Raw genomic sequence first — 19,154 nt, 5'->3', positions numbered from 1 at the left:
GATGGCGCGCAAGCCCGACTTGCCGCTGCACGAGGTGCGCCGTTTCCTGGAGCCGGGACCGGTGGTGCTGGTCACCTCGGCCCACGCGGGCGAGCGCGACGTGATGGTGATGGGCTGGCACACGGTGATGGAATTCAGTCCTTCCCTGATCGGTTGCGTGATCTCGTCCGCCAACCACAGCCACGGCCTGATCCGCGCCAGCGGCGAATGCGTGATCAACCTGCCGACCAGCAGCCAGCTCGAGGCGGTGCTGGGCGTGGGCTCGACATCGGGCGTCGATACCGACAAGTTCACCGCGTTCGGGCTGACGCCGGAGGCCAGCGAGCTGGTGGCGGCGCCGTCGATCCGTGAATGCCACGCGCAGTTCGAGTGCCGGCTGCATGACGACAGCCTGGTCGAGCGCTACGACTTTTTCATCTGGGAAGTGGTGGCGGCCCGCGCAGCGGCGCGGCCGCGGCATCCGGAAACGCTGCATTACAAGGGCGACGGTACGTTCATGGTGGCAGGCAAGGTGATCCGGCGTCAGCGCGACGGCTTGAAGTAGTCGCGGCGCTTCAACGCCCCCGCGAGGTGACTGCTCTGGCGGCCCGCGGGCAGGCTGGGGATCGTTGCCAGCGCAAGGTCGGTGCAGAGGCGATGCAGCGACAGCAGGTCGAGCAGCGCCGCGACGAGCCGCCGGCCAAGTGTGATGTCGCCATCTTCAACCAGCGGCAAGGCACGGTGCAGCGCTGCCAGGATGACGGCGTTGTCGGCCAGATGATCGTGCAGGCGGTGATAGCCGAGCAATTCCATCATCGTTTCTTCATGCCGGAATCCGGCTTCGACGAGGGCCACCAGCGTGGGAAATTCGCGCACGAAGCTGGCGTCCGGCATGCCGGACGGATCGAGCGCGCCCGCCAGGCGCGCGCACAGGCGGCGCCGCGCATTGCGCAAGGCGGCGCCGATGGCGCCCGCTCCAGGGCCTTGAAAATGGCGAAAGGCCATGGTGTGATCAGTGTGAGCTCAGTAAGCGCTCAGTAAGCGCTCAGTGCGCAATCAGCAGCGGCACCGGCGCGCTGCCGAGCAGGTCGCGCGTGACGCCGCCCAGGAACCACTCGCGGTAGCGGCTGTGGCCAAAGGCGCCTGTCACCATCAGGCCTGCGTGGACCTCGCGCGCCATGTCGATCAGCGCGTCGCTCTCCCGTGCACGGGTGTGGGCGACGACGACATTGACCTTCACGCCGTGACGCGCCAGGTACAGCGCCATATCCGCACCCGGTTCGTCGCCGTGCAGCCCGGACTGGCGTTCGGGGTTGACCAGCCCGAGCGTGACGCTGCCGGCGCGTGCGAGCAGGGGCAGGGCGGCGCAGATGGCGCGCTGGGCCGGCATCGAGCCATCCCAGCCAACCAGCACGGTGCCGGCGATTGGCGCGCCGTCGTAGGCGGTGGGCACCACCAGCACGGGACGTGTACCGCCCAGTGCCAGGGTCTGTGGCAGACCGTGTTCGGCGCCGAAACGGTCGTTGGGATCTGGCTGGCTGACGACGATCAGGTCGGCATAGCGCGACTGCAGCAGCAGGCCGTCGTGCGTGCTGCCCTCGAACAGGCGCGCTTCGGCGCCGGCGATGCCAAGGCGCTGCGCCTGCTCGATAAAGGCGTCAAGCCGGATGCGGACGTCGTCGCGCAGCGCGTCAAAGGCGCGGTCGGACAGTGGCACGGCCATGCCGCCATTGAGCACCGCATAGTTGGCCAGCGAGATGCCGGTGGCGCCGGCGCCGACGAGGTGGGCGCCGTGCATCTCGGCCAGCGCTGCCGCCGCGCGCAACCGGCTGGCCTGGCCCGCACCGCCGTCGATCTGCACCAGGATGGTCTTGAACATGGTTGACTCCGTTCGTATGGGGCGTGCAACGGTGCACGACACGAAAAGCATACGCCCGGCGCGCGTCCATGTCAGACGCGCGTTTGATGCAGGTCAAGCAGTCAGCACAGCGGCCAGCACCATGATCAGGCCAGCCAGTGACACAAGCCACACGAGCGAGCGCACGTACGGAATCCCGGCCGCATACAGCGGGATATAGACGATGCGCGCGATCAGATACATCCAGCAGCCCCACAGCGTGAGGTCGCCTTCGCTGCCCGACACGTGCGCGATCAGGACCGCGCCAATGAACAGCGGCAGCGTCTCGAACAGATTGGCCTGCGCACGCTGCAGGCGCGCCGTGACGGGCCGTGGTGGCGGGGCTTCGCCGTCGCGGGCGCTGGCGTTGTACTGGATGCCGGTCTCGGCGGTGCGCAGGTTGGCCGTCAGCATGATCTGGACCAGCGCCAGCACGAGGGTCCAGGCCAGCAGGGTCAGTTCGGTCGTCATTGTTGTTTCCTTGTTATGTGGGTAGACGGGAGCAGTGTCGCGCCTTTCCCATGTTCAGGCGCGCACTGCTGACCGGCCCGCTGGAAGGTCAGGGGCGAGCGTGTCCTTCGCCCAGCAGGTCGCCCCGCGGCCGTCCCCACCGGGGCACGGGCGCCGGACATGGCTGGCTGGCCATTGCCTTGTACGGCAGCGTCGAGAAATTGTCTTCGCCGGGCGCAGAAAAGCGGATGTCGGTGGCCTTGCCGTCGATCAGCGATGGCACGCGCGCAAAGCGCAGCCAGGCGTCGAACTGGCAATTGTCGCGCTGCAGGCCGCGCAAGCCGGCCAGGCTGCCGCCTTCACGATACTTCCAGGCGAAATCGGCAGGTGCGCTACCCGGCATGCCGCCAAAGCGTACCGGGCAGGCTTCCACCCCGGTGACGCCCGGTGCCAGGCTCAGCACGCCAAGACGGATTGCGTAACTGCCGGCGCCGCCATTCTCGGTCACGGTCGCAAACGACCAGCACAGCGGGTTGGAGGGGAAGGCCGACAGCGGCATGTCGAGCACGCGGCTACCCGGTTCCACTTGGGCCAGTGTGCTGCGGATCTGTTCGCGCGCAAGGTGCCCGGCCACACCCTGGACGGCAATGAAACCGAGGCAGGCGACGACAGCCGTGACGAGGCCGGCGGCGCCAGCCTTGCGCGACGCCAGCGCGACCACGCCGGCCAGCAGCATCAGCCCAAGCAGCGAGCCCCACTGCAGGAAGCCCATCGCGAAAAACACCACCGGCGCGGCCAGCATCACGCCAGTGAGCAGCAGGCGCAGCACGCGCCCCGGCACCCGCAGCGCCAGCGCCACGCCCAGGGCGGTCCAGAACACGGGTTCGACGATGAATACGATGTCGCCATACAGCCAGCGCCCATCGAGCGGATAGAACGGGTGCACGCCGTACACGTTCAAAAAATCGAACGACAGGTGCAGCACCATGCCGAGCGCGGCAGTGGCAAGGATCGCGTTGCGCGCCGTCCGGTCGCCCTGCATAAGCCGCCGCGCGCCCGGCCACAGCAGCCACATCAGTCCCAGCAGCAGCGCGATCTGCGGCAGCGCGAACAGCAGCGTGTGCGTGTGCCCGCGGTGGTGCAGCAGATAGCCCAGCGGCGGGGCCAGCAGCGGCGTGAGCACCAGATCCAGGTCGGGGAAGTTGCTGGCCAGCGCGCCGGTGGCCAGCAGGACGCGGCGACGGGTGCGCCCGCGCTGCGGGTCGGGGTGGGCAGGCAGGGCGCGGTCGACGAGTTCGCCGAGGGCCAGGCCGACGAGGGAGTGGGTCAGATTATCCATTTGCAAAGTTTATCCTGAAAAGCAACACCCTGGCCCCCGCCGACGATGACGCACGCACTACAGCGGATTGACCGGCCCATTTTTGATCCAGATCAAATTTTTTTCGGAAAGTCGTCCGTACAATCTAAATATTGCATTAAGGAAACTCAAGGAGAGCGCAGTGCGTCACAACCAGCCCGTCACCACGACCGAATACCGGTTGCAACCGGGGCAGTCGATTGTCTCGAAGACCGATACCAAGGGCCGCATCACGTATGTGAATCCGAGCTTTGTCGAGGTCAGCGGCTTTTCCGAAGCGGAACTTCTGGGCAAAGCGCACAATCTGGTGCGTCATCCGGCCATGCCGCCCGAGGCCTTTGCCGACATGTGGCGCACGCTGCAGGGTGGCGAGCCATGGACCGGCCTGGTCAAGAACCGCTGCAAGAACGGCGATTTTTACTGGGTGGTGGCCAATGTGGCGCCGATCCGCGAGCACGGCCAGATCACGGGTTATATGTCAGTGCGCACCGCGCCGACGCGCGAACAGGTCGAAATGGCCAGCGCGCTGTACCGCAAGTTCACCGACAACGAAGCCCGTGGACTGGCCATCGTGCGCGGGCGCGTCGTGCGTACCGGCTTGGCGCCCGATCGTCTGCTGCGACTGCTGCGCGATGCGCCGCTCGGTCAGCGGCTTGGCTGGCTGATGGGCGGCCAGACGCTGCTGCTGGCGGCGCTGGCGCTGGCGGCCGGGGACGGCGTCTGGCGCGCGGCCGCCGGCGTTGGCGCGCTGGCGACGCTTGCGGCCTGGTACGGGCTGCAACGCAGCATCGTGCGGCCACTTGGCGACGCGATCGCGACCGTCAATGCACTGGCCGGCGGCGATCTGTCGCACCCGGCGCTGGTATCAGCGGCCGGCAGCGGCGAGATGGGCCGCCTGCAACTGGCGCTGCGCCAGTTGACCGTCAACCTGACGGCAATCATCGGCGACGTCCGTGACAACGTCAGCTCGATCGAGCACGCCACCCGCGCGATCGCCGCCGGCAATGCCGACCTGGCCAGCCGCACCGAAGCGCAGGCCGCGAGCCTGGAGCAGACGTCAGTCAGCCTGGGCACGATTGCCGAGGCGGCGAGCCGCAACACGGACAGCGCCGTGCGCGCCGATGGCATGGTGCTGGCTGCGGCCACCGTCGCCGGACACGGTGGTCAGGCGGTCGAACGGGTGGGTGCAACGATGCAGGAAATCAGCGCGTCGTCGAGCCGGATCGGCGACATCATCGGCCTGATCGACGGCATCGCGTTCCAGACCAATCTGCTGGCGCTGAACGCCGCCGTGGAAGCGGCCCGCGCCGGCGAACAGGGGCGGGGCTTTGCGGTCGTGGCCGGTGAAGTACGCAGCCTGGCCCAGCGCACGGCCGGCGCCGCGCGCGAAATCACGGGACTGATCGAGGCATCACGGGCGCATGTGGGCCAGGGCGGGCAACTGGTGGGCGCCGCCGGCCAGACGATGCGCGACGTGGTCGGCAAGGTGGCCGATGCGACCGCGATCATGAGTGCGATCACGGCCGCCAGCCGCGAGCAGGCGCTGGAAATCGACGGCGTGAACGCCGCCATGGTGGAACTGGACGCGATCACGCGGCGCAACGCGGCCCAGGTCGAGGAATCGGCGGCCGCATCGGGCAATGTGGCCGATGAGGCGGCGCGCTTGTCGCTGGCGCTGTCGGTCTTCAAATTTCGCACTACAACCAGGCCGGCGCCAGCGGGTTTGGCCGCGTTTGATGCACCGCATGGATTCATCCGGCATGGGTCAATAAGCTGATTGCTGTTGGCGCCGCGTTGCGTCCTGCAACGCGGTCATTGCCGCAGTTTATTGCTATTTTTTGCTGGAGTTGTTCATCATGCCCGGTCACGCCGAATTTTCCTCTGCTGCACGTTCCGCCATTGTGTTTCCCGCCGCCCAGTTCGATGGTGCGTTGCTGGCCCGGCTGGGCAAGTCCGGGCCGCGCTATACCTCGTATCCCACTGCCGATCGCTTTGATGCCGGGTTCGGCGCCGACGACTATCTGGCCGCCGTGGCAGCCCGACGCCAGCGCGGCGGACGCCCGCTGTCGCTGTACGTGCACATTCCGTTCTGCGACAGCATCTGCTACTACTGCGCCTGCAACAAGATCGTCACGCGCAAACACGAACGGGCCGCCACCTACCTCGATTACCTCAAGCGTGAAATCACGATGCAAAGCCAGCTGTTTGCCGGCATGAACGAGGTCGAGCAACTGCACTTTGGTGGCGGCACGCCGACCTTTCTGCTCGACGCCGAAATGGACGACCTGATGGCGCATCTGCAGGCCAGCTTCCGGTTTGCGCCCGATGCGCTCGGTGAGTACGGGATCGAAGTCGATCCGCGCACCGTATCGCCCGAGCGGGTGCACAGCCTGCGCCAGCAGGGGTTCAATCGCATCAGCCTGGGCGTGCAGGACTTCGATCCGGCCGTGCAGCGCGCCGTGAACCGCGTCCAGCCCGAAGCCGAGACGGTTGCCATCATCGATGCCGCGCGCGCCGCCGGTTTCCGTTCGGTGAGCATCGACCTGATCTACGGCTTGCCGAAGCAGACGCTGGTCAGCATGGCGCAGACGCTCGACAAGGTCATCCAGGCCAGCCCGGACCGCATCTCGGTCTACCACTATGCCCACATGCCGCACCTGTTCAAGCCGCAGCGGCGCATTCTGGAGGCCGACATGCCGGGCGCCGACACCAAGCTCGGCATGCTCCAGCTGTGCATCGAACGCCTGGGCGCGGCGGGTTACGTGTATATCGGGATGGACCATTTCGCCAAACCCGGCGACGACCTTGCCGTGGCCCAGCGCCAGGGCCGGCTGCACCGCAACTTTCAGGGTTATTCGACCCATGCCGATGCCGATCTGGTCGCGTGCGGGGTGTCAAGCATCGGCGCCGTGGGCGCGACCTACAGCCAGAACGCCAAGACGCTCGACGACTACTATGCGCTGATCGACGCCGGCGAGCTACCGCTCCAGCGCGGCATCCGTCTTGGCATGGATGACCTGCTGCGCCGTGCGATCATCCAGAAGCTGATGTGCCAATTCGAGTTGTCGGTCGCCGCCATCGAGCAGGCGTTTCCGATCGTGTTCGGCGACTACTTCGCGGCCGAACTGGCGGCGCTGCGCGCGCTGCAGGCCGATGGTCTGGTGCAGGTGGACGACGCCTGGATCAGCGTCACGCCCAAGGGGCGCCTGTTGATCCGCAACCTGTGCATGGTGTTCGATCGCTACCTTGGCCAGCAAGCCGGTGGGCCGCGCTTTTCGCGCACGATCTAGGCACGGCGTCAGCCCCGCACGACGCGCACCACGACTGCCACCATCACGACCAGCACCGCCAGCACGCCCAGCGCCGCCAGGATGACGCCATACCACGGGCGGCGCGTGTAGGCGCCGCCCGTGATGACCGCGACATAGCGTTCCTGGGCACGGCCACCCCAGACATGCCAGCCCGCCAGCAGGCCGATCGTCGCCGAGACGGGCGGCGCCAGGTTGCGCCCGACGATGTCGCTCATGCCGACCAGCACGCCGAACGCGACGAAGTAACCGAGCAGCATGCAGCACCAGGCCCGCGCTTCCAGAGACTGATCGTCTTCGCCCAGCGTCGTCCAGTTGCACATATGGATGTAGGCGCTGAAGGCAGGCGAGAGCAGTACGCCCAGATACGTCGCCGCGCGCGGATTCCACAGCGGCAGGCTGGCGTCGAGCGTGCACGCTTTGCTGGGCGTCGTCGGGGGCGCGGCTGGTGCGGCTTCAAGAAGGGTTTCCACGGCAGTCTCCATTGGTTTCCATGTGGAAACATGATGGCGGTGCGCCAATGGATCATCCTTGATGTCGGGCAGGTCACGCCAAGACGCCGCACCAGGGTCTGCGCTGGCCCAAGTGTCAGTTGTCGTCGCCGGCACCCAGGCGCGCGACGGCGCGCACATAGACCAGTTCGGCAACCAGTTCGACCAGCGTCTGCGTCACGATGATCGCCGGCAGCAGCGGCAGCGCGCCTGGCACCGCCAGCGCCAGTGGCAAGACCACGAGCGAATTGCGGGTGGCGCCGCTGAACGCGACGGCGCGCCCGGCCGGCGCCGCCAGCCGGCACAGCCGCGCCACCAACCAGCCGGCCAGCGGCGCCAACAGCGCAAAGGCGACGTAGACCGGGATGACCGCCAGCGCAGCAGCGCGCGCCTGGCCCAGCTGCGGCAGCACGGACGCCACCACGACAAACAGCACGAGCGCCGTGGCCGGCACCGGCAACAGGCCAAGCACCGTGACGGCCCGCGCGCCGGTGCGCGTGCGCGCAGCCCACCACTGCACCGCGCCCGCCAGCACCAGCGGCGCCGCGATCAGCCAGACGAAGGCATCGATGAACGGCGCCGGCTGGATCAGGGCGGCGGCATCATCGCCCAGCAGGATGCGCAAATAGACCGGCAGCAGCGCCATCTGCGCCACCAGCAGCACGGGCGTTGCCGCCAGCAGGGCGCGCGCATCGGCGCGGCCCAGGTGCGAGAACGTGACCACGTAGTCGATGCAGGGCGCGAGCAGCACGAGCAGGACGCCAAGCCGGATCAATGGGTCGACCGGCGCCAGCGGCAGCAGGCATGCAACCAGCAAGGGGATCACGAGAAAGTTGGTGATCAGGAGCGCGGCCAGAAAGCGCAGGTGCGTGAAGGCTTGGCCCAGTTGCCCCAGCGGCACCTGCAGAAAGGTCACGAACAGCATGAAGGCGAGGGCCGGATTGACGACGCCGGCCAGCCCGGTCGTTGCCGGCGCCAAGCCTGCCACAACGAGCGCCAGCGTCACAGCGCCGAAGTAGATGGCGATCTGCCGGTGTTCCAGCTTGTCGCGCAATGCCTGCATGGGTGTGTCGCCTGGTCGGATGAATGTGCGCGTATTGTAAGATGCCGCTGTCGATCGATCGGGAGAGCATGTGCAGTACCGGAACCTCATGTTGTACTGGCTGGGCCTTGGCCTTGGCGGGCTGCTGGCCTTTCGTGTGCCCGGTATCGGCTTCGCGCTCGGTATCGGCGCGCTGCTGTATTTTGTCTATGCCATTGGCTACTGGCTGTTGTTCGTCGTGTTCCTGCACGCGCGCCCGCGCAGCCGCCTCGTGTTCGGCATGACCCGGCGCACGTTCGCGATCCGGCTGGCCATCGGCGCCGCCGTCGTGGCCATCGGCAGCCTGCTGCTGGGCTGGAAGGTACTGGCCTGCATCGCGGCCGCGCTGCTGTGCTACTGCGGCGAAAGCGTCTTCAAGGACCGGATGCTGACGGCGGGGCGCGGCTACACCGATTGACGGATGCCTGTTGCCGGTCGCGCAGTACTTACGCCGCACCACAACACCCATGTTGTCGATTTGTTTACTTCCATGTTAGATTCTTGACGGCAAAAAGCAGCAACCGCCGACAACAGACAATCACAAGGAAGCCCACGCCATGCCAATGACCCGCCAGCGCAGCACGCGCGCCATCATCGCCGCCCTGTTTGTTCCCGCCATGCTTGCCGGGGTGGCCTTGCCGGCAGCAGCCGCGCCGGCGCCTGTCGTTCAGGCCAGTGCCAGCAAGCCGGACGCCGCATTCAACGTCTGGGCCGACCGCTTCGCCGAAGACTGGGTGCGCCTGTCGCCGCAGTCGGCAACCTCGACCCAGTACTTCAGCGGCGCCGAGCAGGCGCGCCTCGATCGCGAACTGACGCCGCTGACGGCCGCGCATCGCCAGAAGGCCGTGACGCTGGCCCGCGAAGGCCTCAAGCGCCTCGACGGCTTCAAGAATGGCCCGCTGGATGCAACCCAGAAGATCTCGGCATCCGTGATGCGCTGGTCCCTGGAAAACGTGATCGCCAACGAACCGTTCGAAGACTACAACTTTGTGTTTTCGCAGTTCAGTGGCGTGCAGGTTGGCCTGGTCAACTTCATGACCAACACGCACCCGATGCGCAACAAGCAGGACGTCGACAGCTACCTGGCGCGCCTGGACCAGGTGGGCATGCGCATGGACGAGGCGCTGGTGCGCGCACGGGGCGCTGCGGCCAAGAAGCTGATTCCGCCGCGCTTCATCCTCGAGCGCGCGCAGTTCCAGGTCGACCACTTCCTGAAGCCCTCGGCGGCCGAAAACGTGTTCGTGACGTCGCTGACCGAGCGCAGCGCCGAGCTGAAAGACCTGACGCCGGAAGCGCGCAGCGCAGCCATCGCGCGCGCCACCAGCATCGTCGAAACGAAGGTGCGCCCGGCCTATGCGCGTGTGCAGGCCTTCATGGCCGAGATCCATCCGGCGACCACCGACGTGGCCGGCATCTCGCGCCTGCCGAACGGCGCCGCTGCGTATGCGCGCGCGCTGGAAAACTACACCAGCACCAAGCTCACTGCCGACCAGATCCACACGATCGGCTTGCGCGAAGTGGCGCGCATCGAAGCTGAGATGGACAAGCATCTGAAGTCGCTGGGCCTGAGCGAAGGCGGCATCGAAGCGCGCATGAAGCAGCTCGACGCGCGCTTCCAGCCAAAAGGCGAGGGCGATCCGCGCCCGGGCATTATCGCCAGCTACAACGAAATGGTGCGCGACGCCGAGCGTCGTAGCGCGCCGCTGTTCAACCTCAAGCCACGCGCGCCGGTGGACGTGCGCCGCGTGCCGCCGATGACAGAGCCGTCGGCCGCCGCCCACTACACGATGCCAGCGCCGGATGGCACGCGCCCCGGCATCTTCTGGGTGCCGCTGGTTGGCCCGACCTTCCAGATGATCCGCATGCGCAGCCTGTCGTACCATGAGGCCGTACCGGGCCACCACTTCCAGCTCGCGATCCAGCAAGAGATGAAGGACCTGCCGAAATTCCGCAGCCAGCGCATCTTCAGCGGCGGCAGCGCGCACTCGGAAGGCTGGGCGCTCTACACCGAGCGCCTGGCGGTGGAGCAGGGCTGGTATGAAGGCGACGTGCCCGGCCTGCTCGGCGCGCTGGGGTCGGAACTGTTCCGCGCCCGCCGCCTGGTGGCCGACACCGGCCTGCACACCAAGAACTGGACGCGCCAGCAGGCGATCGATTACGGCATGGGCGTGCAGGAGACCGAGCGCTACATCGTCTGGCCGGGCCAGGCCAATGCCTACATGATCGGCATGCTGCGCATCCTGGAATTGCGCCAGAAGGCGCAGACCGAACTGGGCGACAAGTTCTCGCTGCCGGCGTTCCATGACCTGGTGCTGGGCGCCGGGTCGGTGCCGCTGGATGTGCTCGGCAATCTGGTGGACAACTGGATTGCGGGGCAGAAGAAGGCGTGATGGCGGGCGCAGTGCGTTAGCGCGTTGTTTGTAGCGCTGGTGTGATGACGACATCCCCGCGCGGGCCTGGCCTGCGCGGGGATGTTTTTTATACAGCGTGCAGGTCCGCTGGCATGTGGTCCGACCTGCAATTCTGGATTGAGACATGGTGCGCATCCACTGGGCCGAACCAGTCATACACGCTGGCGAAACCGCCGGTGCGAAGGACCCACGCCTTCTTTGTTTTGGTGTTCATGACGATCGTGTGGCGAAAGCCATCTGCCACCTTGCTGTTGTCGCGGACCGCAACCCGGATGAATGATCCAAGATCTGTCATGTCCGGTGCTGTCGCTGCCGGAATCGGCGTTTTAAAACCTGAGAACGAGATGCCGTAACGGGTTGATATGGCATCGGACAAGGGGCATGCAACAGCTTGAGCTGAACACAGGATGAGGGCAGCGGCGACAGCAAGATGTTTCATGAATTGGTTCGTGTTGAGTGTGGACGACTGCGTCGGCTGATTTGAAGTTTAGCGCAATCCAGGCTGGCAACGTGCCAATTTAGACACATTAAACTGGCTCTGCACCCATTTGCAATCCGGTGGATACCTTGTTGTGCCTGGAAAGCGGTTGACATGGGGCGCCGTCCTGATGCCGAAAAGGGAAACCAGCGCTTGCGCATGCGTTCTACATCGGTCAGAAAACTTTTTCTCGACGCTGGAAGGTAACACCAACTTCCGAATCTGAATGTTCGTCTACTGAAGTTCAAATATCGATGAATAAAGCCATTGCGATATTACTGAACAACCCATTTAGATTCAAAAGTTATTTGTTCGAAATGATATTTCGCAAATGTAAATACATGTTGCGTTGAGGTAAGGAATAAATCATACTTTTGTCTAAGACATTTAGATAAAAACCGAGGTTTCCATGTCGGATGTTTGCACGATTGCAGCAATTTCTCTTGAAAGTGGCATTTCCAAAGAAGTGTTACGCAAGTGGGAGGAACGCTATGGTTTTCCTGTGCCGGAGCGGGATGCCAGCGGCCATCGGGTCTACGCGGCGCACCAAACGGCACGCCTCAAGCTGATCAAGCGTCTGATCGACAACGGCATGCGTCCGTCCCAGCTGGTGCCTATGAGCGAGGAGGCGTTGCAATCGCTGCTGCACGAACAGAGCATCGCGAGCTCAAGGCCTTCTACAGAATCCCAGGTAGTGAACGAGTTGATGACGCTGCTTGCATCGCGCGACCGCACCGCGCTGGAATCCCGACTCAGGCAGGAAGTCGGACGCCTCGGCCTGGAAAAATTCGTCCTGGAAGTGATGTGTCCGCTGAACGGCGCTGTTGGAACAGCCTGGGAAGAAGGAAAAATCGGCATTCGAGATGAGCATGTGTATTCAGAAATGATACAGAGCTTAATTCGCGAGGCAATATCACAGGTAACAAAACCCGACGGCCGCCCCCGCATGTTGATTACGACGCCCTCCGGCGAGCTGCATACGCTGGGCATTCTGATGGTGAATGGTTTAGCATCGCTACATGGTGCGTGCTGCATTTCGCTGGGCCCCGAGACGCCTGTTCAAGAAATACCGGTTGCCGCCGCCGATTATCGCGCAGATATCGTCTGTCTATGCTTTAGCGCAGCATTTCCAAAGCGACGAATTCTTCCTTATTTAAAAGAATTACGCAGCGTGGTACCGCAGAGCATGGAGATCTGGATAGGCGGGGCAGGTGCGACAGGATTGGACCGTTCGCCCAGAGGTATCAGGTTATTGCTGACCTTGCACGATGTGATTGATGCAGTGCGTAAGTATGGTCGGGCAAAATATTCGCAGCGATCAAGGCAGCGACCAAATCCGCTGCCGTCGAATGCCGAACGCTGATGTGCAGTATTGAATGGCAGCGGCGACCAAAACGCGCCAATGACAATGTAATGCAGCTCGATTGAATGACAACGCACTATCCAGGGAGACAGCCATGCGAACCAATATGCCAGTGACCAATTCCGAATACATCTTGAAGGAGACGGAAACGGTTGTTTCCAAAACTGACTTGAACGGAAATATCACGTACGTCAATCATGATTTCTGCAAAATCAGCGGCTTCTCGGAAGAAGAGCTGATTGGTTCGCCACAAAACATCGTACGTCACCCGGATATGCCAGCGGAAGCGTTCAAGGACTTCTGGAGCACGATCAAGGCCGGGAAAGCATGGACTGGGATGGTGAAAAATCGCTGCAAGAACGGCGATTATTATTGGGTCGAGGCCAATGCCGCGCCCATGCTGGAAGATGGCAAAATGGTCGGCTACACATCGGTTCGGGTCAAGCCGAGCCGGGAGCAGGTTGCTGCCGCTGAGCAGGCCTATCGGGCGATCAAAAGTGGCAGCAACGAATTCGAGGTGCATGGCGGCTCGATCGTCGCCCGCTCGTTCTTCCGGCGCTTCGACTTGCTGGCGATCCTGTCGATCAGGTCGAAAATCATGCTGTCATCCGGTCTGCTGACGCTGCTGTTCATGGCAAACCTGCTGTTCTCGGCTTCTGGAAACCCGCAATTCGACGCATGGTCGATCGCTGCTTCCGTCCTCGGCATCGTCCTGGGTCTGGTGTCCGGATTCCTGCTGTACCGCGCGGTTGTCGTGCCGCTGCGAAACGTCAAGCAGGATATCGAACGGATGAGCGCTGGCGACCTGAGCGCCAGGATCGACGCCAATGGCGACGACGAGTTTGGGCAGATGGTGCAAACCCTGCGCGTGCTGCAAACGAATGTGAAGCTATTGGTCGGCCAGATCAAGGAAGCCACCGATGTCGTCAATATCGGCGCGGCGGAGATCGCAACTGGCAATGCCAACCTGTCGGCGCGCACTGAATCGCAGGCGAGTTCGCTGGAGGAAACCGCCTCCTCGATGGAAGAACTGACGAGCACCGTCAAACAGAACGCTGACAGTGCACGCGAGGCGAACCGACTGGTTGCGGCTGCGTCCGAAACAGCGATCAAAGGCGGCCAGGCGGTCGGCCAGGTGGTCGGCACAATGGGGTCGATCAGGGAAAGCTCGCGCAGGATTGTCGATATCATCGGCGTCATCGACGGCATCGCATTCCAGACGAATATCCTGGCCCTGAACGCCGCAGTCGAGGCGGCGCGCGCCGGTGAACAGGGCCGCGGCTTCGCCGTGGTGGCCGCCGAGGTGCGCAATCTTGCGCAGCGCTCTGCAGGCGCCGCCAAAGAGATCAAGTCCCTGATCGGCGACTCGGTGGAGAAAGTTGAGGCAGGCAGCAAGCTGGTTGACGATGCCGGCAAGACGATGGATGAGATCGTCACACAGGTGCAGCAGGTCGCCGGCTACATGAGCGACATCACCTCGGCCAGCCAGGAGCAAAGTGAAGGCATCGAACAGGTCAACCATGCGATCACGCAAATGGACGAGGTGACGCAGCAAAACGCGGCGCTGGTCGAACAAGCATCGGCCGCAGCCGAAAACATGCAGAGCCAGGCAGGAAAACTGACCCAGCTGGTCGACAGTTTCAAACTGGTCTCGGGTGCGCAGACAGCGCGAGGCGGCAACGTGCAGCCGGTTGCAAGTGGCTCGCCCGCCCCGGTTGCACGCAAGCCTGCTGGCGCAATCCGGAAGGCAACCCTGAAAAACCCTGTTCTTACCCTCAGCGGGGCGCACATGGAGGTGCCAGGCTGATTGATGTCGCAGGTTGGGGATTCGGGCAAAGGCTCGACACGACACGCATCCCAGTCGGACGGATACTGTTGCCGACTCACGTGGATGCGGCTTAAACCCAGGTGCCATTGGACGCTATCGTCAACGCAGGGCTTTATCTTCCGAATTCTGGAACTAGTGCTTGTTCGTCGTCCGGCACACTGTGTTGGCTGATTCCAGCACAGTAACCTAACCGAACCAATGAGGACATCATGACAGAACCAAAACACCATCAGAAATCATCGTCGTCAACCACACCTCGCGACGCTTCCCGAGTCCAGGCGACCGTTGCACGATCGTCGGACGGCAGCGTCGCCAAGGGCAGTTACGTCGGTCGCCTACAAAAAGCTGCAGTAAAAAACTATGGCAAGTCAGGATCGAAGTAAGGAGTCAAGAACATGAAAAACAAACAGGATTTCGATAACCATAGTAACCAGCGCAATCTGAACAACGATGCCTACTGGCAGTCACGAGGAGAGGGTCATCGTCCGGACGACGGGGATGAAAAAATAGAAACAGGGGATTCTCCTTCGAAAGGCTGACTCAGCAAGTAATCTGGCCAGGCCTGCATTCCGAACTGCAGGCCTTGACCTGTTAAACGGTGATAATTTCGGTCCCACCACATTTTATAACCGGCAGTACAGTCTATCAGGCCACTTGGGCGATGGTTCTCTCCGCGCAATAGCAGTGGGCTCCATATGTGGGTGCAGACGAGCATCGGTGACGGAATCGCCGGATAGATGCCTTGACTGTCGGGCGTCAGCGCAGTAGTCCATATTTGCTCAAGCTGACGTGCGGTTAACCTCGTTGTTTCGTCGCGCCAGCTGACTAACCTTGTCTCGCTCTCTTTGCACCATGCGGCAAAATCTTTTACACGTGGGATACCGTGGGGCAGACGCCGATAGCGGCGCCACGCTACCAGTACCGATAAAAAATCGATAAAACGCGAGCTTGCTGTCTCTAAGATGTTTCTGCGAGGCGGCTGTCCATTTCTCAACAGTCGCAGCGTTCGCTGTTCGACAGTGATATCGGGCGCGAAGCGTGGCATTACAAGCTGAAACAGTGGATACGCTTGCATGGTGCTATCGAAATACCCAGCGCAGAATTCTACGTCCCAGCACGACAGCACATGCAAAATCAAAGCCTCATGTAAAGGTTCAGCGTCCTTCAAAAGTGTCGCAACATCACAGCTGAGGCCAAGTTTTATACGCAGAGCCTCAGCGTCCTCCATGTCAGACTTTTCGACGCAGAATGTCTGTAGCCAGTCCAGCATCGCGGTTAAGACAGCACGCGCTCGATTCACGTCCTGTTGCTGCACTGCGTCAGCAAGCCGCTCACAGTCGTGGTCGAAGTGCGATGCCAATCTCATCGTCTCTTGGCAATACTTTCCGTACAGGGGACTGAAGTGGTAGATCAGGTCGGCGGTCGGCAGGAAGTGGCCTGAAGTTGACGAGGGTTGCCCAGCGATAATATCGCTAGCCTCATCAATGGACCAGCCGCCGATCTTGATCAACTGTTCTGTGAGCGCGGCGGTCAGGCGCTTATCCAAGTCTCTGGACTGGTCGTCGGTAGGCTTCCAACCCTGTTGCAAGCGCTTTCTCCAGGTACGCTCGGTCGTACCGGAAAATTCGCCAAGCAATGCAGCTGGCTTGCGCCCGATAAGACGCTGGACAAAAGCAGACGAAAATTGGTTGAACATGAAATAGTCCAGCTCCACGTTATTGTCGGCCGACGACAGCAACCAACTTTGGATTGCTGGATGCAATCGACTTTGGATAGTCGGTTTTGGTTCGGAATAGCCTGCTTCTACACATCAGTTGCCAAGTAAGACAACTGGATGACTCGCCTTTTCTCTGATGACACGTTAGTGCCAAACGGACTTTTAATCTCATGAAGAAGGTGTCAGCCGTGAAGATTATCCGCGTTGCAGGCGATTTCGCAAAGAATGCCTTGCAGCTTCACGGCGCAGACTGGCCGGAGAGATGGTCTGGCGGCGTAGCCTGATCACAGGCGATGGCGACGTACCCTTTTCATACTTGCAGCATCCGGCATAGACCACCACTCCACGCCGACCTGACGAAGCTCAAACTGCTGTGGTACGAATGCAAATGATAATGATTATCGTTTACATGTGCTTACATTCCCGGTAGAATCATTGTTTTTCAAGCAGTGTTTCCACTCACTCACAGCAAAGAGACCGTCTCGCCATGAAAGCAATAACAAGCCGCAAGCATTCGTCCACCCGCAACCAGGTCATGCGCACCGCGCTGGCCGCTGTCCTGCTGCCGCTCGGCGCGCAGGCTGCCGGCATCGATGCAGCGGCCCCCGTCGACGTCGTTCCTGAAACCAAGGTCGAGGTCGTCGGCAAATACGAAAACGCCTTCCGCGCCGAACAGGCGTCGTCGCCCAAGTACACCGAGCGCCTGGTCGATACCGCACAGACGCTCCAGGTCATCAAGAAAGAACTGTTCGAGCAGCAGGGCGCCCTGACGCTGACCGAAGCGCTGCGCAACACGCCAGGCGTGGGCGCCTTCTTCCTGGGCGAGAACGGCAACACCACCACCGGCGACGCGATCTTCATGCGCGGCTTCGACACGTCCAGCTCCATTTTTGTCGATGGCGTGCGTGACATCGGCTCGATCTCGCGCGACGTCTTCAACCTCGAGCAGATCGAAGTGCTCAAGGGCCCGGCCGGCACCGACAATGGCCGCGGCTCGCCGACCGGCTCGGTCAACCTGGTGTCGAAGAAGGCCAGCATAACCAACGCGATGTCGACCGCGATCACCGCTGGCAGCGGCTCGCAAAAGCGCGTCACGGCCGACGTCAACCAGGTGCTCGACGAAGAGCGCGGCATTGCGGTGCGTCTGAATGTGCTGGCCCAGGATGCGGGCAGCGCCTCGCGCGACGTGGTCGAAAACAAGCGCTGGGCGATCGCGCCAAGCATCGGCTTTGGCCTGAACGGCGCCACGCGCGTGCATCTCGACTACCTGCACGTTGACCAGAACAACATCCCCGACGGTGGCGTCTACGTCATCGGCCTGCCTGGCTACACGAGCCCGGACCCCACCCGGTCCTTCATCACCGGCGGCAAGAAGGTCGATCCGAAGAATTTCTATGGCTCGGCAAGCGACTACGACGACGTGAAAGCCGACATGGCCACTGCGCGCATCGAGCATGACTTCTCGCCGACGATGAAGCTGCAGAACACGAGCCGCTATGGCAAGACATCGCAGGATTACTTGCTCAGTGCATTCCTGACCAGTGCCGCCAATCTGCGCACACCGAACCCGGCCGACCCGAACACGTGGACGTTGGCGCGGAGCCTTCGCACCGGCAAGGACCAGGAAAATAAAATCCTGACCAACGTGACGACGCTGACGTCGCAGTTCGACACCGGCGCGGTCAAGCACACGCTGGTGAGCGGTCTGGAACTGACCAGCGAGCGTCAGACCACCTGGGGCCTGACGGGACTGGGTACGCTGCCGGCCGCGAACATCTACAACCCGAACCCGAACGATCAGCCCACCGTACCCGTGAATGTGCGCCGCACCGGTGCCTACAACGAAGGCGAGGTCGATACCCAGAGCCTGTACCTGTTCGACACCGCTAAGATCGGCGAGCGCTGGATCATCAATGGCGGCGTGCGCGTTGATCATTTCCGCGCTGACTATTCGACCGTGGCGCTGACCAATAACGTGCTGGTGGCGAACCGCTTCAAGGTCGGCGACAACCTGGTCAACGGCAAGCTGTCGGCCCTGTACAAGCCGACTGCCAACAGCAGCGTGTATGCGATGGTGGCCAGCTCGAAGCAGCCGCCGGGCGGCAACTTCACCGTCTCGGGCAATGCCAACAGCGCGCAGAATCCGATCTACGATCCGCAAGAATCGACGACCACGGAATTCGGCGGCAAGCTCGATCTGCTCAAGTCCAAGCTGTCGCTGTCGGGCGCGCTGTTCCGCACCGATGTCAAGAACGAGGTCGAGCAGGATCCGGTCAACCTGCAGTACTACCAGACGGGCGAAAAGCGTGTGCAGGGCATCGAGCTGGGCGCAACGGGCGAACTGGCGCCGCACTGGCTCGTCAGCGCCGGCTACGTCTACATGGACACCAGCGTCGAACGTGGCCGCAACGTGACTGCCTCGGGCGAGAACAGCCTGACCTACACGCCGAAGCAATCGTTCACCGCCTGGACCTCGTACGACCTGCCATGGGGCCTGCGCGTCGGCGGCGGCGCGCGCTTCTCGGACAAGCTCAAACGCGGCACCGACGGCGCCATCGGTACCCCGGCCTACACCGATTCGTACTGGGTGGTCGATGCGATGCTGGGTTACCGCTTGACGAAGAACATCGACCTGCGCCTGAACGTCTACAACCTGACCGACGAAAAATATGTCGTCGCGATCAACAAGAGCGGCTACCGCTATACGCCCGGCGTGGCACGTTCGGCCAGCCTGACGGCCAATATCGGGTTCTAAAACCCTTGCGTTGCGGGCCGGCGAAGGGCGCTTGCGCTA

At 62.7% G+C, this 19,154-nt stretch carries 16 protein-coding genes; 8 read left to right on the top strand and 8 right to left on the bottom strand.

Features of this window, described 5'->3' with window-relative positions:
• Position 1 precedes the first annotated feature (1 nt).
• Positions 2–544, top strand: coding sequence for a flavin reductase family protein (locus tag AC56LH_RS10290; protein ID WP_499645854.1), 543 nt, complete (start codon positions 2–4; stop codon positions 542–544).
• Here the strand turns inward: AC56LH_RS10290 and AC56LH_RS10285 are convergent.
• The 4 genes from AC56LH_RS10285 to AC56LH_RS10270 form a co-directional block, all read right to left on the bottom strand.
• Entirely contained in the window at positions 523–984 is a 462-nt protein-coding gene (locus tag AC56LH_RS10285; protein ID WP_499645853.1) for a hypothetical protein, read from the bottom strand. The two genes, AC56LH_RS10290 and AC56LH_RS10285, sit on opposite strands and share 22 nt — an antisense overlap.
• A gap of 40 nt (positions 985–1,024) precedes the next feature.
• Positions 1,025–1,858: a universal stress protein gene (locus AC56LH_RS10280; RefSeq protein ID WP_499645852.1), complete on the bottom strand. Its 834-nt coding sequence runs from the start codon at positions 1,856–1,858 to the stop codon at positions 1,025–1,027.
• Between the two features lie 93 nt (positions 1,859–1,951).
• The gene (locus tag AC56LH_RS10275; protein WP_499645851.1) at positions 1,952–2,347 is read right to left on the bottom strand and encodes an MAPEG family protein; all 396 of its coding nucleotides are present in this window, start codon (positions 2,345–2,347) and stop codon (positions 1,952–1,954) included.
• 88 nt (positions 2,348–2,435) lie between these two features.
• Positions 2,436–3,665 carry a metal-dependent hydrolase gene (locus tag AC56LH_RS10270; protein WP_499645850.1) on the bottom strand — a complete coding sequence of 410 codons (1,230 nt, stop codon included), beginning with the start codon at positions 3,663–3,665 and terminating at the stop codon, positions 2,436–2,438.
• 160 nt (positions 3,666–3,825) lie between these two features.
• On the opposite strand from AC56LH_RS10270, the gene AC56LH_RS10265 reads away from it, so the two are divergent.
• On the top strand, positions 3,826–5,460 hold the full coding sequence (locus tag AC56LH_RS10265) for a methyl-accepting chemotaxis protein (RefSeq protein ID WP_499645849.1): 1,635 nt from the start codon (positions 3,826–3,828) through the stop codon (positions 5,458–5,460).
• A 79-nt stretch (positions 5,461–5,539) separates the two neighbouring features.
• Complete coding sequence (gene hemN, locus AC56LH_RS10260; protein ID WP_499645848.1) at positions 5,540–6,973, top strand: oxygen-independent coproporphyrinogen III oxidase; 1,434 nt, start codon at positions 5,540–5,542, stop codon at positions 6,971–6,973.
• Positions 6,974–6,981: 8 nt separating this feature from the next.
• Here hemN and AC56LH_RS10255 read toward each other — a convergent pair whose 3' ends face one another.
• Entirely contained in the window at positions 6,982–7,464 is a 483-nt protein-coding gene (locus AC56LH_RS10255) for a hypothetical protein (protein WP_499645847.1), read from the bottom strand.
• Between the two features lie 115 nt (positions 7,465–7,579).
• Positions 7,580–8,545: an arsenic resistance protein gene (locus tag AC56LH_RS10250; protein ID WP_499645846.1), complete on the bottom strand. Its 966-nt coding sequence runs from the start codon at positions 8,543–8,545 to the stop codon at positions 7,580–7,582.
• 88 nt (positions 8,546–8,633) lie between these two features.
• On the opposite strand from AC56LH_RS10250, the gene AC56LH_RS10245 reads away from it, so the two are divergent.
• The gene (locus AC56LH_RS10245) at positions 8,634–8,981 is read left to right on the top strand and encodes a hypothetical protein (RefSeq protein WP_499645845.1); all 348 of its coding nucleotides are present in this window, start codon (positions 8,634–8,636) and stop codon (positions 8,979–8,981) included.
• A gap of 139 nt (positions 8,982–9,120) precedes the next feature.
• On the top strand, positions 9,121–10,953 hold the full coding sequence (locus AC56LH_RS10240) for a DUF885 domain-containing protein (RefSeq protein WP_499645844.1): 1,833 nt from the start codon (positions 9,121–9,123) through the stop codon (positions 10,951–10,953).
• Between the two features lie 88 nt (positions 10,954–11,041).
• Here AC56LH_RS10240 and AC56LH_RS10235 read toward each other — a convergent pair whose 3' ends face one another.
• Positions 11,042–11,413 (bottom strand): hypothetical protein, encoded by a 372-nt coding sequence (locus AC56LH_RS10235; RefSeq protein WP_499645843.1) that lies wholly within the window; start codon positions 11,411–11,413, stop codon positions 11,042–11,044.
• 448 nt (positions 11,414–11,861) lie between these two features.
• Here AC56LH_RS10235 and AC56LH_RS10230 point away from each other — a divergent pair, with 448 nt between their 5' ends.
• Positions 11,862–12,815, top strand: a complete 954-nt coding sequence (locus AC56LH_RS10230) for a MerR family transcriptional regulator (protein WP_499645842.1) — start codon at positions 11,862–11,864, stop codon at positions 12,813–12,815.
• A gap of 94 nt (positions 12,816–12,909) precedes the next feature.
• Positions 12,910–14,622 (top strand): methyl-accepting chemotaxis protein, encoded by a 1,713-nt coding sequence (locus AC56LH_RS10225; RefSeq protein WP_499645841.1) that lies wholly within the window; start codon positions 12,910–12,912, stop codon positions 14,620–14,622.
• Positions 14,623–15,121: 499 nt separating this feature from the next.
• Here AC56LH_RS10225 and AC56LH_RS10220 read toward each other — a convergent pair whose 3' ends face one another.
• Positions 15,122–16,339, bottom strand: coding sequence for a hypothetical protein (locus tag AC56LH_RS10220; protein WP_499645840.1), 1,218 nt, complete (start codon positions 16,337–16,339; stop codon positions 15,122–15,124).
• 508 nt (positions 16,340–16,847) lie between these two features.
• Here AC56LH_RS10220 and AC56LH_RS10215 point away from each other — a divergent pair.
• The gene (locus tag AC56LH_RS10215) at positions 16,848–19,115 is read left to right on the top strand and encodes a catecholate siderophore receptor Fiu (RefSeq protein WP_499645839.1); all 2,268 of its coding nucleotides are present in this window, start codon (positions 16,848–16,850) and stop codon (positions 19,113–19,115) included.
• Positions 19,116–19,154: the final 39 nt, after the last annotated feature.

The sequence above is a fragment of the Telluria sp. LT1R51-2 genome (assembly GCF_059685775.1).
This window is presented reverse-complemented; position numbering and strand designations above follow the sequence as displayed.

Coding starts and splice junctions, on each gene's coding strand:
- AC56LH_RS10250 (WP_499645846.1), bottom strand. CDS start 8,545: ATGCAGGCATTGCGCGACAAGCTGGAACACCGGCAGATCGCCATCTAC.
- AC56LH_RS10215 (WP_499645839.1), top strand. CDS start 16,848: ATGAAAGCAATAACAAGCCGCAAGCATTCGTCCACCCGCAACCAGGTC.
- AC56LH_RS10240 (WP_499645844.1), top strand. CDS start 9,121: ATGCCAATGACCCGCCAGCGCAGCACGCGCGCCATCATCGCCGCCCTG.
- AC56LH_RS10220 (WP_499645840.1), bottom strand. CDS start 16,339: ATGTTCAACCAATTTTCGTCTGCTTTTGTCCAGCGTCTTATCGGGCGC.
- AC56LH_RS10270 (WP_499645850.1), bottom strand. CDS start 3,665: ATGGATAATCTGACCCACTCCCTCGTCGGCCTGGCCCTCGGCGAACTC.
- AC56LH_RS10285 (WP_499645853.1), bottom strand. CDS start 984: ATGGCCTTTCGCCATTTTCAAGGCCCTGGAGCGGGCGCCATCGGCGCC.
- AC56LH_RS10280 (WP_499645852.1), bottom strand. CDS start 1,858: ATGTTCAAGACCATCCTGGTGCAGATCGACGGCGGTGCGGGCCAGGCC.
- AC56LH_RS10235 (WP_499645843.1), bottom strand. CDS start 11,413: ATGAAACATCTTGCTGTCGCCGCTGCCCTCATCCTGTGTTCAGCTCAA.
- AC56LH_RS10225 (WP_499645841.1), top strand. CDS start 12,910: ATGCGAACCAATATGCCAGTGACCAATTCCGAATACATCTTGAAGGAG.
- AC56LH_RS10230 (WP_499645842.1), top strand. CDS start 11,862: ATGTCGGATGTTTGCACGATTGCAGCAATTTCTCTTGAAAGTGGCATT.
- AC56LH_RS10245 (WP_499645845.1), top strand. CDS start 8,634: ATGTTGTACTGGCTGGGCCTTGGCCTTGGCGGGCTGCTGGCCTTTCGT.
- AC56LH_RS10275 (WP_499645851.1), bottom strand. CDS start 2,347: ATGACGACCGAACTGACCCTGCTGGCCTGGACCCTCGTGCTGGCGCTG.
- AC56LH_RS10290 (WP_499645854.1), top strand. CDS start 2: ATGGCGCGCAAGCCCGACTTGCCGCTGCACGAGGTGCGCCGTTTCCTG.
- hemN (WP_499645848.1), top strand. CDS start 5,540: ATGCCCGGTCACGCCGAATTTTCCTCTGCTGCACGTTCCGCCATTGTG.